This window comes from Woronichinia naegeliana WA131 (genome assembly GCA_025370055.1).
In the GTDB taxonomy this organism is placed as follows: Bacteria; Cyanobacteriota; Cyanobacteriia; order Cyanobacteriales; family Microcystaceae; genus Woronichinia; species Woronichinia naegeliana.
Genome location: CP073041.1, coordinates 1,946,593 through 1,960,305, shown reverse-complemented (window position 1 = coordinate 1,960,305; position 13,713 = coordinate 1,946,593). Strand labels below are relative to the sequence as shown.

Genomic DNA, 13,713 nt, shown 5'->3' with positions numbered 1-13,713 from the left:
AGCGATCGCCTCTCTCCCTTCAGTCAGAAAAACAGCGATCGCCTCTTCCCCTTTGGACAGAAAAAAGCGATCGCCCTCTTACCGATATATATAAACAGCGATCGCCACTTACTATTAAAATAAACAGCGATCGCCCCTTAACTCCGATATAAAAAAGCGATCGCCTCTTCCCGATTAAGAAAAAAGCGATCGCCCTCTTCTCGATACAGATAAAAAGCGATCGCCTCTCTCCCTTCAGCCAGAAAAAAGCGATCGCCCCTTACCGTGAAGATAAACAGCGATCGCCCCTTACTGTGAAGATAAAAAGCGATCACCAATTAGTGAACAGTTGATAGTTAATAATTATCCATTGTTAATTGTCCATTATCCATTGAAAAAGCGATCGCCTCTTACCGATAAAGATAAACAGCGATCGCTATTAAGAAAGAGTATAGGGTGAGTCATGCCCACCCTACTTTAGGATTTAAGGTCTATCGGCGATTAATATCACACTAGACAATGGTAACCGTATTCGTTGCGCTGATACTGTAGGCCGAGAGTTGAACGATAGAGTCAGTTGCTGCATTGAAAGCATTCAATGAATCATTGAAAACAAGGAAGGTTCCGCTTTGACCAGTTACGGTAAACGCTTGAGCAGTATTGGCTACAAGTGGCAAAGCACCGATATTTATAGCATTGAAAGTACCACTAATATTACCAATAGAAGCACTAAGTACAGCAGCAGCGACGGTAGAGGGAGCATCTATTTGCTCACCGATTGCGTAGTCAGAAATGACATCATAGCCACCATTCGCAGTCAACAGAGAATCAGCGAGGCTAGTAAATACAAACCTGTCTGTCCCTGTGCCACCCGTTAGGGTATCTTTACCGGCTCCACCAGTAAGAATATCGTTACCAGTACCACCAATGAGAGTGTCGTTACCCGCACCGCCATTGAGGGTATCGTTACCCTCACGGCCACTGAGGATATTATTGCCAGTGTTACCCGTTAGGACATTGTTGGCACAGTTGCCCGTGCCATTAATAGCATTAGCACCAGTTAGGGTTAGGTTTTCAACATTTGGAAGGCCAACTAAGCTGTAGGTAATAGAAGATTGAATAGTATCTGTTCCTCCGCCAGCATTTTCAACCACAAAATCACCCAGGTTGTCCACAACGTAGGTATCGTTACCAGCATTACCAATTAGGGTATCGGCTCCCACGCCACCATTGAGGCTATCGGCTCCGGCTCCACTTTGTACCCAATCAAAGCCAGTTGTTCCCGTATAAGTCACCTTGCCAAGGAAACCACTAAAATCAAAGCGTTCAAAATCCTTAACGACTGGAACATTGAGTGCGGTTAAGACGGGATTGGTGATCGCTAATTGGTTGGTCGCGTTGGCGGCAGTAATCGTGACAGCGTTAGCGGCAACGCCTCCTGAAATCGTCAAAGTATCAATCCCTAAGGAACCACCATTAAGATTGTCACCTTGCTGGATAGTGCTAAAGTCACCAGTAAGAATGTCATCTCCACTTTGGGCATTAACAGTATCGGTTAACGATGTCAGCGTAACAATATTATCAAAAGCACTCACATCAAGAACTTCTACTTGCTTGGCCACGCCAGTTTGAGTCACATAGGCGAAGAGACCTTGCACATCCACGCCGCGAGCTGTACCAGTCGTATTATAAGTTGCCACCAGATTTGGAGCCGCCGGATTGCTAATATCAAGGACTTGTAAGGCTCCACCTGAACCTGAAGGATTACCATCGCCAATATAAGCGTAGTTGCCAACGATATCAATGCCACGAGCCGTGAAGGGTGTATCATAGCTCCCGACTAAAGTGGGGGTTGTGGGATCACTGACATTGAGAATTTGTAACCCTTGACTTTCATCGGTCACAAAGACTAAGTTGCCAATAACTTTGATGCTATTCGCACTCCCTGGAGTGTCATAAATTCCTTTCAACTGGGGATTGAAGGGATTACTGACATCAACGATTTGTAACCCAAAACTATCATCGGCAATATAAGCTAAATTGCCTACCACCTGAGTGGTCTTGGTAATACCAGGCGTATTGTATTGTCCAATCTGTTGGGGCGCAGTCGGATCGCAGACATCGACAATGCATAAGCCGTCTGTACCAGAAGAGACATAGGCTAAATTCCCCACTACCTCAACCCGATAAGCAGTAGCAGCCGTCCCGCTCGGATTGGGAAGGCTACCCACTGTGGTTGCAGTAGTCAGGTCAATAATTTGCAAACCGGCTGCCCAATCAGCCACGTAGGCGTAGTTCCCGACAACTTGAACACCCCGCGCACTACCACCGCTCAGATTGGCGACTGTAGTGGGAGTGCCAGTAAGATTACCAGCACTGTTAACGTTGTAAATCAACAGTCCCGCAGTCCAAGCAGCAACGTAGGCTTTGTTCCCAACTATCTGGATACGAAAAGCATCAGCTGGCGTTGTAACAGCACTTTGGAAAGTTACGGGACTTAAATTAGTTAGTCCTAACACTTCCACTTGCTTGAATGAGCCACTTTCTGCCGTATAGGCAACATTTCCTTCTACCTCAACGCCACGAATGGTGCCGATTGGCACCGATGGGGTTGGATTTGGATAACGATCTGCTAAGACTGGCGTAAAAGTAACCCCTGATGAGAATGGGGGGACAACCGTTGAACCACTGATATCGAGAACCTCCAGAGAAGTTCCATTGGCGATATAAGCGTATTTGCCGATGATTTCGATACCACGAGCAAAGGTGCCACTTGCATTAAGGGAGGTAAGGGAGCCTGCTGAAGTGGGAACAGTGGGATTGCTAACATTAATGACTTGCAATCCAGAACCTTCATCAGTAACAAAGGCAAAATTACCAATGACTTGGACACTATTCGCACTCCCTGGGGTGTTGTAAGTACCAGCTAAAATGGGAGCCGACGGATTGCTAACATTAAAGATCAGTAGTCCTGCCGTACCACTTGGAACATAGGCCCAGTTCCCAACAACCTGAACTGACTTGGCAATCACACCACTACCGCTACTATAACCAGTGCTATAACTACCAATTAATGTAGGCGAGGTCTTGTTAGTGATGTCTAATATCTGCACCCCATTGGTACCATCGGCAATATAGGCTAAGTTACCAACGACCTCGACACGATAAGCGTTACTGGACGCGGTGGCATAACTGCCTACAATGGTGGGGCTTGCGGTATTACTGACATCGATGATTTGCAGTCCAGCGCCTTGGGCAGCCACATAGGCACATTTGCCAATGACTTGAAGTCCCCTTGCTTGGCCCGTACCACCCGCACCAGTAGGAATAACAACCCCCCCCAGGAAGTTACCAGTGGTGACATCGTAAATTCGCAAGCCGCTATTCCAGTCCGCAACATAGCCTAGATTAGCAATAACTTGAATACGATAGGCATCATCGGGCGTGGAAATTGGATTCGGTGCAATTGGAGTGATAGGCATAAGTCCCTCTCGATTAATTTCTCAAACTTTTGTACGCATCCTAGTCCCGTTAGGATTAGAATTTCTTGACGACATCACTAACTACAGTTAGTTGATCGGCTTTTTGTACAATTGTTATAAATTAATGTATATCATGCTTTTTGGAGAAGTGCAAGGCTTATTCAAAAAAAATAATTCGACAAGAGCATCGGATTACTGTATTTTTATATTTTATAGGAAGTGAGTCAATTTCCCCTTCAACACAAAAAAGCGATCGCCCCTTACCGTGAAGATAAACAGTGATCGCCCTCTTCTCGATACAGATAAAAAGCGATCGCCTCTTACCGATAAAGATAAACAGCGATCGCCTCTTCCCCTTCAACACAAAAAAGCGATCGCCCCTCTCCCTTTAGCCAGAAAAAAGCGATCGCCCCTTACCGTGAAGATAAAAAGCGATCGCCTCTTCCCCTTCAACACAAAAAAGCGATCGCCTCTTCCCTTTAGCCAGAAAAAAAGCGATCGCTATTAAGAAAGAGTATAGGGTGAGCCATGCCCACACTAATCTAGGATTTAAGGTCTATCGGCGATTAATATCACACTAGACAATGGTAACCGTATTCGTTGCGCTGATACTGTAGTTCGAGAGTTGAACGATAGAATCAGTTGCCGCATTGAAAGCAGCCGTTGCATCATTGAAAGCAAGGAAGGTTCCGCTTTGACCAGTTACGGTAAACGCTTTAGCAGTATTGGCTGCAAACACGCCTAACGCACTAGAGATATTTGCTGCTGCCAGACTAGCTGCAATACCACTAGAAGTGTTGAGTACAACAGCAGCGACAGTAGGCGGAGCATCTATTTGCTCACCGATTGCGTAGTCAGAAATGACATCATAGCCAGCAAGCAGGGAATCAGCGAGGCTAGTAAATACAAAGCGGTCTGTCCCTGTGCCACCTGTTAGGGTATCTTTACCAGATCCACCAGTAAGAATATCGTTACCAGATCCACCAATGAGAGTGTCGTTACCCGCACCGCCATTGAGGGTGTCGTTACCATCACCGCCACTAAGGACATTATTGCCATTGTTACCCGTTAGAACATTGTTCCCACTGTTGCCCGTGCCATTGATTGCCGTAGTGCTAGTGCTAGGTGTTAGGGTGAGGTTTTCAATGTCTGGGAAAACCTGAAGGCTAAAGGTGACAGAGGATTGAACCGTATCAGTGCCAGCCCCTGCTACTTCCAGAATAATATCAGTAGTACTATCGACCACATAGATATCGTTACCACTACCACCAATTAGGGTATCGGTACCGGCACCACCATTTAAGGTATCAGCACCAGCACCACCATCAAGGATATTATTGCCAGTGTTGCCCGTTAGGACATTATTGCCTGAATCTCCTGTCGCACTAATGGAACTAGCTCCGGTTAAGGTTAGGTTTTCGATATTGCAAACGGTAGCTAGGTTAAAGGTGACAGAGGACTGAATCGTATCGGTTCCTTCTCCTATATTTTCGGTAATAACATCAGTAGTGCTATCTACAATATAAATGTCGTTACCCAAACCACCAGCCAGAGTATCAATTCCAGCAAGTCCATTAAGAATATCGGCAGCAGCACCAGTTACAACCCAATCATTACCCGTAGAACCATCGAAAGTGATTGTTCCTAAGAAACCACTATGATCAAAGCGTTCAAAACCTTTGATCGTTACGCCAGCAACGTTAAACTGATTAGTCGTGCTACCAGCATTAATAGCAATAGTGTTAGCTGCAACACCACCACTAATAATTAAAGTATCTGTGTCAGCACCACCATCAAGACTGTCCCCTGTTTGCAGGTTAGCATAAGTACCAGTTACACTGTCGTCACCATTACTTGCGTTGATAGTCTCTACTGCTGATGTGAGAAGAACTGAGTTATCAAAATAACTCACATCAAGAATCTGTACTCCTTTGATGGCACCAACTAGACCGACGTAAGCATAAAGTCCTTGGACCTCTACACCACGAGCCGTATCAACATCAGCACCAGGGATAGGATAGGAATCAACAAAGGTAATGTTGTATGGGTCGGCAACATTGAGAACTTGTAAGGACGTTCCATCCGCAACGAAACCATGTTTGCCCACAATGGTAAGACTACGAGCTTTGCCGGGAGTATCATAGGGGTTTCCCACAGGAAGAGGATCAAAAGGATTACTAACATCAAAAACTTTCAATCCCGCCGTGCCATCAGAAATGAAGGCGAACTTTCCTGTTACTAGAATACCGCCAGCACTTAATGTATCAGTAGAACTAAGCAAAATAGGAGCAGCAGGATTATTGACATTGTAAATTTTTAATCCTGAAGCAGAATCGGCAACATAAAGTAAATTTCCTACTAGATCAGATGCTCTGGAATCACTAGGCAAAACACCTGTGGCGACAGCATTGCCGACAAAAGAAGGAGGAAGAACTGGAGTTGTTTGTGTACCAGCAAGGGGGCTGATGTCAAGAATTTGTACACCCGATAAACCATCAGATACATAAGCCAATTCACCAACGACCTTGACACGATAAGCAAGACCAGGAGTGTCATAATTGCCGACCAAAACAAGATTAAGAGGATCGGTAACGTCAATAACTTTTAGTCCAAACTCTTGATCAGCCAGATAGACTAAGTTGCCAACAACTTGAAGACCTCTTGATTTGGTATTAACGTTATAACTACCAACAAAGGTAGGAGGGGTATTGCTGACATTCCAAATCTGTAAACCGTTAGTCCAATCAGCGATATAAGCAAGATTGCCGACAACTTGAACACGATGAGCACCGTTATCCGTAGTTGGATCACTACTAGGAAGATTGATGAAACCCTTTGGAGGAATAGTCATAATTGCGATTGATTATTTAAGATTTGTGTTTGCAACCAAAACTTCTTTAGAAGGCAGAATTTCTTCCCCTGCTAAATCAACTTTTGATTTGTCTCGGTAATTTTATTCGACAGCCCAATTATCCATAAAGTTTGAACAAAAAGGTGTTAAGAAAAGTTCAAAGTTTGGTTATAAGTTGGTTAAGATTGAAAAATATCAAGTTCCAGAGTAATTGCTTTTTCTTTCTTCACGAAAAAAGTGATCGCCTCTTACCATGAAGATAAAAAGCGATCGCCTCAATGACTTTTGCCAGAAGTAACCATATCGCTACCGCTCTTACCTCAAGGAATTGTTTTAGTGACAGGGGGCGGCTCAAATCAATTGGCTAACATCTAATTTTAGAATGCCTAAATGGGGTTGTTCCGAGAGCTTGAGTAAAGATTAGATTCTCGTTTATCTTTAAATGAGATTAGTAAACGGCAAATTCAATTCATCACAGGGAGGCATTAGGTATGATCGTTAAACCAGAGTGGTTAAGAGTGAAAGCTCCTCAATGGCAACGAGTCGGAAACGTCAAGGAAATCTTACGAGATCTATCTCTCAATACGGTTTGTGAAGAAGCCTCTTGTCCGAATATCGGCGAATGCTTCCAGGCTGGCACAGCCACCTTTCTAATTATGGGTCCAGCCTGTACTCGTGCCTGTCCCTACTGTGATATTGATTTTGAAAAGAAACCCCAAGCGTTAGATCCCAGTGAACCTCAACGTCTAGCCGAAGCGGTTAAGCGTCTTAATCTCAATCATGTGGTGATTACGGCAGTTAATCGAGATGATTTACTCGATGGAGGTGCGTCTCAATTCGTGAGTTGTATTAATGCTGTTCGCACCATTTCCCAAAAAACAACGATTGAAGTTTTGATTCCCGATCTGTGTGGTAATTGGGAAGCTCTAGCAGTGATTTTATCTGCTCAGCCAGAAGTCTTAAACCACAATACAGAAACTATTCCGCGTCTCTATCGTCGGGTACGTCCCCAGGGCGATTATCAGCGATCGCTGACCCTGTTAGAAAAAACGAAGGCAATTACACCAAAGGTTTATACCAAATCAGGGATGATGGTCGGGTTAGGGGAAAGCGATCAGGAAGTTCGTCAAGTGATGGAAAACCTGCGGGCCGTTGACTGTGATATCTTGACCCTAGGCCAATACCTACAGCCAACCCCAAAACATTTAGAAGTTAAGGATTTTATTACACCGGAGCAATTTGAAGCCTGGCGGATTTTTGGCGAAGCGATCGGCTTTTTACAGGTGGTTGCTTCTCCCCTGACCCGTAGTTCGTACCACGCCGAACAGGTACAAGCTTTAATGAAACGTTATCCACGTTAAAGGTAGCTGGCTGTTAGAAAGGTCTTTTCGGCAAGCTCTGGGTTAAAAAGCTAACATAGGGATAGGCAATCAATTTTCGAGAACTTGACGTTAAGCGGCTCCCCCCTTTGGACAAAAAATTGATCAACGTTGATTTTGGCAGAAAAAATGGGAACGTTAAGTTTGCTCAAACAAGGAGAGGCTCTACTCTTGTGTCACTGTTCCTGAGGGAAAATCATGTTAGTCAACCCCTTTGAAGAATTATCTCCTGAAGCCAATTTCGATTGGAAGACGATGTCACATCTGCCCTACCCGGAGGATTCAGATGAGGCCGATAGAATGTTATCCGGCGAAGAGGAGCTATTGACGGTAGAACTTCCTGACTTAATTTTTAGTGAAGTAGCTAGTCGCCAAAAGGCTTCAACGGATTTAGTCCGCCTTTACCTTCAGGACATTGGCCGAGTGCCGCTCTTAAAACGAGAGGAAGAGGTCAGTAAAGCCCAGCAGATTCAACGCTATTTTGAGTTATTGGAGATTCGTGCTCAAGCAGCGACAACGGGGGATCAACTGCTCAGTGACTTTATTCAAGTTATCCATCTTCATGATTGTCTCGTTTCCAAGTTAGGTCATCGTCCTTCCTATGAACGTTGGGGCAAAGAAGCCTCTCTAGAGGTTGACAAACTAAAGGAGATCCTGAGACAGGGAAAACAGAAATGGGCTGAACTCGCTGGTATAACGGTATCGGAACTTGAAGAACAACAAAAGGTGGGGATTCGGGCTAAAGAGCAAATGATCAAGGCCAATCTCCGTTTGGTGGTATCTGTCGCTAAGAAATATCAACATCGAGGGCTGGAATTATTAGACTTGATTCAAGAAGGGACTTTGGGACTAGAACGGGCAGTGGAAAAATTTGACCCGACCAAGGGGTATCGTTTTAGTACTTATTCCTACTGGTGGATTCGTCAAGGCATTACCAGAGCGATCGCGACCCAAAGCCGAATGATTCGGTTGCCGGTTCATATTACGGAAAAACTTAATAAAATTAAACGCGCTCAACGGAAGATTTCCCAGGAAAAAGGTCATACGGCTACCTTAGACGAAGTGGCGAAAGAACTAGAGATGACTCCTTTCCAGGTAAGGGAAATTCTCACCCGTGTCCCCCGTTCTGTTTCCTTAGAAGTAAAAGTGGGCAAGGAAAAGGATACCGAATTAATTGATTTATTAGAAACAGAAGAAATTTCGCCAGAGGAGACTTTGGCCAATGAGTCTTTGCAGAAGGATATTCAACGCATTTTAGGCGATTTAACGAGTCGAGAGCAGGAAGTGATTGCCCTACGCTACGGTTTTCAAGATGGAACCGCCTATTCTCTGTCCGATATTGGCCGCCTATTAAATCTTTCCAGAGAAAGGGTACGGCAAATTGAGGCCAAAGCTCTTCAGAAACTCCGCCATCCCCGTCGCCGCGATCGCATTCGAGACTATTTTGAGGCCCTAGGTTAGAAAAATCAAAACAAATCACTAGGAATGGTTTTCTTCCTTGGTTTCTACGACTACGCCGTTGACATTGCCTAACTGGTGGCGAACATCGTCAATGGCCACATTTAACTGGGCAATTTTATCCTCTAGACGACGACGCGCTAATTCAATATTGGCTTCTGTGTCAAATAGGTTGCCGGTATTGGCATCGCTGAAGGACAAAGATTGCTCTCCCTCCTCTAGAACCGTTTTATTTTGTCGGTTAGCTAATAGCACCCCTACAATGCCGCCCACCGTTCCGCCAATCAGCGTCCCCAATAAAAAGCCGCCTGCGAAATTATTGCGTTGACTCATGGTTTTCCCTCACCTAACATCTCTAGAATTCCATCTTAAGTCCCAAAGGCGCGATCGCCAGCATCACCCAAGCCTGGAACAATATAACCCTGTTCATTTAACGTTTCATCAATCATTGCTACATAGACCTGCAAACTAGGATAAGTTGCACTTAACTTTTGTAGAGCCAGGGGAGCCGCAACCACTCCGATGATCCGAATCAAAGCTGGATCCGCCCCTCGTTCAGTGAGATAGGCTAAGGCTGCCATAATCGATCCGCCCGTTGCCAACATCGGATCTAGTAAAAGAATATGGGTTTGGGGTGGAAAAACATCCGGCAGTTTATTGAGATAGCAGGTCGGTTCTAGGGTGACTTCATCTCGAACTAAACCTAGATGGTAGGTTGCTGCCAAAGGTAACAAGGTTTGGGCTCCTTCCAGTAGTCCTAAACCCGCCCGCAAAATGGGAACCACGGCCATCGGTATTTCAGGATTTATAAAGGTTGCTGTGGCTTCGGCCAAGGGCGTTTGCACCGTTGCATCCAAAGTGGGTAGCCAGTAGCGAGTCGCTTCGTAGGTTAACCATCGTCCCAATTCTACCATTGCTGTTTTGAAGAGAACGGAAGGAGTCGCAGCATCGCGGGCTACCCCTAACCAATGTTTAACAAGAGGATGATCGGGAACATAGACGCGGAGTTGGGAAGCCATGCACTTATATCGTCAAAATTATCTTTGTTAACTTTAACAGTATCCCGATCTCTCTGAGATAAATACAGCCTTGTCTTGGATGATCGAAAACGAAAATCGCAGGTGTCCCCAATTTCAGCGATCGCCGACCATGCCAGTATTGCTTTTCGCCAAAATTCTGGGGACTTGATTTTGATGTGTTATTCTGTCAATGTTTCCTTACCCAGACAAGTATCTAGGTGACAGTGAGTTACATCTTAGGCATTTCCGCGTATTATCACGACAGTGCGGCGGCTCTGATTAAAGCCGGTCAGATTGTGGCAGCAGCCCAGGAAGAACGCTTTAGTCGCAAAAAACATGATGCCCGTTTTCCCACCCAGACGATTTGTTATTGTCTGGAAAGTGCAGGAATTAACCTCAGAGATCTCGATTACATTGTCTTTTATGAAAAGCCCCTACTGACCTTTGATCGTCTGCTAGAAACCTATCTGGCCTACGCCCCCCAGGGCATTAGTTCCTTTATTCAAGCTATGTCAGTCTGGTTGCGGGAAAAACTTTATCTCAAAACTGTCCTCAAACAAGAACTGGCGCAAATTGCCAATTGCAAAACCAAAGAATTACCCCTCTTATTATTTGGAGAACATCATCAATCCCATGCGGCCTCGGCTTTTTTTCCCAGTCCCTTTGAACAGGCAGCCGTACTTTGTATGGATGGGGTGGGAGAATGGGCTACAACTTCTTTATGGTTAGGAAATGGCAATCAATTAACCCCCCAATGGCAGCTTGATTTCCCCCATTCTTTAGGGTTATTGTATTCAGCTTTTACCTATTATACAGGTTTTAAAGTTAATTCTGGGGAATATAAATTGATGGGGTTGGCTCCCTACGGTGAACCGAAATATGTGGATCTTATTTTAGATAATTTGCTGGATTTAAAGGAAGATGGGACGTTTCGCCTCAATATGAAGTATTTCAACTATGCCACTGGTTTAACCATGACCAACGGCCAGTTTGATCGTCTCTTTGGTGCGCCACCCCGTCGGGCAGAGAGTGATTTGACGCAACGGGAGATGGATATTGCGGCTTCGGTGCAAAAAGTCACGGAAGAAGTGGTTCTGCGTTTGGCCCATACGGCCTATCGAGAATTGGGAACGGATTATCTTTGTTTGGCCGGAGGAGTAGCTCTCAATTGTGTGGCTAACGGGCGTTTACTCCGAGAAGGCAAGTTTAAAGATATTTGGATTCAACCGGCGGCAGGGGATGCAGGGGGTGCGATCGGGGCAGCTTTATCGGCCTGGTATCAGTATGGTAATCAGCCGCGTATAACTAATGGCAAAGATGCGATGCAAGGTTCCTATTTAGGGCCAAATTTTAGTCTAACTGAAATTGAAAAGTATCTTCAGGATATTCGCGCTGTTTTTCATTATTATACTGATTCTGAACTCTTCGTCCAGGTTGCAAACCTGTTGGATCAGGGCAATGTGGTGGGTTGGTTTCAAGGTCGTATGGAGTTTGGCCCCCGTGCCCTCGGCGATCGCTCCATTATTGGTGATCCCCGTAATCCCAAAATGCAGTCGGTCATGAATTTAAAGATTAAGTACCGAGAATCGTTTCGCCCTTTTGCTCCCTCAGTACTCGCTGAAAAGGTTGGGGATTATTTTGAATTAGATCGCTCTAGTCCCTATATGTTATTGGTTGCTCAGGTTAAAGAAAATTTACGACTAACCATGACCGACCAGGAAAATCAACTTTTTGGCATTGAGAAATTAAATATTCCCCGTTCTACCCTCCCCGCCATTACCCATGTGGACTACTCTGCCAGGATTCAAACGGTTCAGTCTGAAACCAATCCCCGCTATTATCAACTGCTTCAAGCCTTTGAACAATTAACGGGTTGCGGAGTATTAGTGAATACCTCTTTTAATGTGCGGGGGGAACCGATTGTTTGTACACCGGAAGATGCCTATCGCTGTTTTATGCGAACCGAAATGGATTATCTGGTATTAGAAAATTATATTCTGGCTAAAACGGAACAACCTCAATGGCAAAAAGACGATCAATGGCAAAAGGAATTTGAACTAGATTAGTGTTTTCTTGCACAACTTGGTAGTGATTCGATAGTGGTGGTCAGGGCGAACGTATCTTATTTTTGAAAGGTAGGCTGGATAAGAGTTTTCGAGATCATGATTGATTTTTTATGAAACGCTGAAAGTCTTATCAGATAAGGAGTCTAGAATTTAGATGCGTTTGCCCTGTAGTAGTGGTCTAAAGAGTATATAGAGCAAAGCTCATGTAGAATATCAACTAATATAAATATTTGTCAAATCTAGCCCCTAAATTAGGGGCTGCTGGAAAAGTTCACAAAACGAACCTAGATGCCACAGGGCACGAAAAATGGTGACTTCAGAAATCGGTTTCTAATTTTAATCCACAATTTTCCACCAAAGTGCATGGATTTTGAGTCTCCAAATGCCATAACCTTGCACCTGATCGTTTCCAAAATAACTAAAAGTATTGTCTGACAAAGGTTCTATACTTTTTCAGCAAGCCCTAAATAAATCAGAAAGGGAAGAACTGCCCAAATAAAGTCCAGGTTTGGCTTTAATTTTTGCTAAGATTTCAAATAAACCGCCTTTAATTTCTGTTTTCATTGGTTGTTTCCTTCTTTGAGAATAAATTCTTCACTTTGGCAATGAAAGTCATTTAACCAATCTTCTTTTGTCATTCCACTCGGAGAGAGATTATCAAATACTAAACCTCTCACCCTCTCACTTCTACGCCGTAGTATTTGCCATTGGTGGTAATTGCTTGTTCATTGCTTAGGCGATCGCTGATGATATAGTTTTCATCATTATAACGGGTTCTGAGTTGAAGCAGTTTACCTTCAATATCATTCTCAGCCAACCAATTTAATACTGTCTTGGCACAATCCTGGCATTGATAAAGGGAAAATTGACTGACAATGTTGCCAATTTCTTCGTAAATTTGCGAGTTAGTGAATTGTTCCACTTTGTATTCCAAGCCAAAATTAACCTAATAGACCTGATTATTTGACTCCTAAAATAGTTTCAACTCTTTAGGTATAATCCTTGAACTCCTAAAATAAGAATCACTTAAATAAAGAGCGAGATAAATTAGATTGTCGAATAATAGATTGCAGTGTACCGATTTTAATTTCTGGGTAATTAGGCACTGGAATAGTGAGCGTAGAATTATCAATTTTTTTCTGCATAATGATATGACTACCTCTTTGTCTAACTTGTATGAAACCCTGTTCGGTTAAAATTTGACAGACTTGTTTAGCCGATAATACTCGTAGTTTACCCAACTGCTACCTCAATTTGTGTTACATAAATTTCTGAGTAGGCTCTGGCTGAAATCTCATTAGGACTAGCTGTTTCCAAAAAAAGTTCGATCGCCTCGATTAAATTGTTTCTGGCTTCTTCTACAGAATGACCTTGACTGGCAATATTCATTTGAGGACAGAGAGAGACAAAATCATCGCCTTCGCGCTCAATAATACAAGTTAGTTGTTTGAGTTGTTTCATGGTAGTAATTGACCGATA

Annotated in this window: 12 protein-coding genes and 4 pseudogenes; 4 read left to right on the top strand and 12 right to left on the bottom strand. The window is 44.0% G+C overall.

What is annotated here, in order from left to right; translation table 11 throughout:
• Window positions 1–137 precede the first annotated feature (137 nt).
• The 4 genes and pseudogenes from KA717_09995 to KA717_09980 form a co-directional block, all read right to left on the bottom strand.
• A complete protein-coding gene (locus KA717_09995) occupies window positions 138–317 on the bottom strand; it encodes a hypothetical protein (protein ID UXE62977.1) in 180 nt (59 codons plus the stop codon).
• 174 nt (window positions 318–491) lie between these two features.
• On the bottom strand, window positions 492–887 hold the full coding sequence (locus KA717_09990) for a hypothetical protein (GenBank protein UXE64614.1): 396 nt from the start codon (window positions 885–887) through the stop codon (window positions 492–494).
• Window positions 888–938: 51 nt separating this feature from the next.
• Window positions 939–1,115: pseudogene (locus tag KA717_09985) on the bottom strand (hypothetical protein).
• Window positions 1,116–1,209: 94 nt separating this feature from the next.
• Window positions 1,210–3,461: pseudogene (locus tag KA717_09980) on the bottom strand (hypothetical protein).
• A gap of 265 nt (window positions 3,462–3,726) precedes the next feature.
• On the opposite strand from KA717_09980, the gene KA717_09975 reads away from it, so the two are divergent.
• Window positions 3,727–3,969 (top strand): hypothetical protein, encoded by a 243-nt coding sequence (locus KA717_09975; GenBank protein UXE62976.1) that lies wholly within the window; start codon window positions 3,727–3,729, stop codon window positions 3,967–3,969.
• A gap of 69 nt (window positions 3,970–4,038) precedes the next feature.
• Here KA717_09975 and KA717_09970 read toward each other — a convergent pair whose 3' ends face one another.
• The 3 genes and pseudogenes from KA717_09970 to KA717_09960 all read right to left on the bottom strand — a co-directional run bounded on the left by KA717_09970 (window position 4,039) and on the right by KA717_09960 (window position 6,312).
• Window positions 4,039–4,707, bottom strand: coding sequence for a hypothetical protein (locus KA717_09970; GenBank protein ID UXE64613.1), 669 nt, complete (start codon window positions 4,705–4,707; stop codon window positions 4,039–4,041).
• Between the two features lie 6 nt (window positions 4,708–4,713).
• A pseudogene (locus tag KA717_09965) lies at window positions 4,714–4,839 on the bottom strand (calcium-binding protein).
• A 196-nt stretch (window positions 4,840–5,035) separates the two neighbouring features.
• A pseudogene (locus KA717_09960) lies at window positions 5,036–6,312 on the bottom strand (hypothetical protein).
• Between the two features lie 491 nt (window positions 6,313–6,803).
• Here KA717_09960 and lipA point away from each other — a divergent pair.
• Both lipA and sigC read left to right on the top strand, forming a co-directional pair.
• Complete coding sequence (gene lipA / locus KA717_09955) at window positions 6,804–7,673, top strand: lipoyl synthase (protein UXE62975.1); 870 nt, start codon at window positions 6,804–6,806, stop codon at window positions 7,671–7,673.
• A gap of 273 nt (window positions 7,674–7,946) precedes the next feature.
• Entirely contained in the window at window positions 7,947–9,152 is a 1,206-nt protein-coding gene (sigC, locus tag KA717_09950; GenBank protein UXE64612.1) for an RNA polymerase sigma factor SigC, read from the top strand.
• An 18-nt stretch (window positions 9,153–9,170) separates the two neighbouring features.
• On the opposite strand, the gene KA717_09945 is transcribed toward sigC, so the two are convergent.
• Together KA717_09945 and upp are read right to left on the bottom strand one after the other, a co-directional pair.
• Complete coding sequence (locus KA717_09945; protein ID UXE62974.1) at window positions 9,171–9,482, bottom strand: hypothetical protein; 312 nt, start codon at window positions 9,480–9,482, stop codon at window positions 9,171–9,173.
• Between the two features lie 35 nt (window positions 9,483–9,517).
• Window positions 9,518–10,168: a uracil phosphoribosyltransferase gene (gene upp, locus KA717_09940; protein UXE62973.1), complete on the bottom strand. Its 651-nt coding sequence runs from the start codon at window positions 10,166–10,168 to the stop codon at window positions 9,518–9,520.
• A 224-nt stretch (window positions 10,169–10,392) separates the two neighbouring features.
• Between upp and KA717_09935 the strand changes: the two genes are divergently transcribed.
• Complete coding sequence (locus KA717_09935; GenBank protein UXE62972.1) at window positions 10,393–12,234, top strand: carbamoyltransferase; 1,842 nt, start codon at window positions 10,393–10,395, stop codon at window positions 12,232–12,234.
• A gap of 673 nt (window positions 12,235–12,907) precedes the next feature.
• Here KA717_09935 and KA717_09930 read toward each other — a convergent pair.
• The 3 genes from KA717_09930 to KA717_09920 form a co-directional block, all read right to left on the bottom strand.
• Complete coding sequence (locus tag KA717_09930; GenBank protein ID UXE62971.1) at window positions 12,908–13,156, bottom strand: hypothetical protein; 249 nt, start codon at window positions 13,154–13,156, stop codon at window positions 12,908–12,910.
• Window positions 13,157–13,256: 100 nt separating this feature from the next.
• Window positions 13,257–13,475: a type II toxin-antitoxin system HicA family toxin gene (locus KA717_09925; GenBank protein ID UXE62970.1), complete on the bottom strand. Its 219-nt coding sequence runs from the start codon at window positions 13,473–13,475 to the stop codon at window positions 13,257–13,259.
• The gene (locus tag KA717_09920; GenBank protein UXE62969.1) at window positions 13,468–13,695 is read right to left on the bottom strand and encodes a type II toxin-antitoxin system HicB family antitoxin; all 228 of its coding nucleotides are present in this window, start codon (window positions 13,693–13,695) and stop codon (window positions 13,468–13,470) included. The genes KA717_09925 and KA717_09920 overlap by 8 nt, the downstream gene beginning before the upstream one ends.
• Window positions 13,696–13,713: the final 18 nt, after the last annotated feature.

Excerpts from the sequence above, each read along its gene's own strand:
- lipA (UXE62975.1), top strand. The coding sequence starts at position 6,804 with ATGATCGTTAAACCAGAGTGGTTAAGAGTGAAAGCTCCTCAATGGCAA.
- upp (UXE62973.1), bottom strand. The coding sequence starts at position 10,168 with ATGGCTTCCCAACTCCGCGTCTATGTTCCCGATCATCCTCTTGTTAAA.
- KA717_09920 (UXE62969.1), bottom strand. The coding sequence starts at position 13,695 with ATGAAACAACTCAAACAACTAACTTGTATTATTGAGCGCGAAGGCGAT.
- sigC (UXE64612.1), top strand. The coding sequence starts at position 7,947 with ATGTCACATCTGCCCTACCCGGAGGATTCAGATGAGGCCGATAGAATG.
- KA717_09945 (UXE62974.1), bottom strand. The coding sequence starts at position 9,482 with ATGAGTCAACGCAATAATTTCGCAGGCGGCTTTTTATTGGGGACGCTG.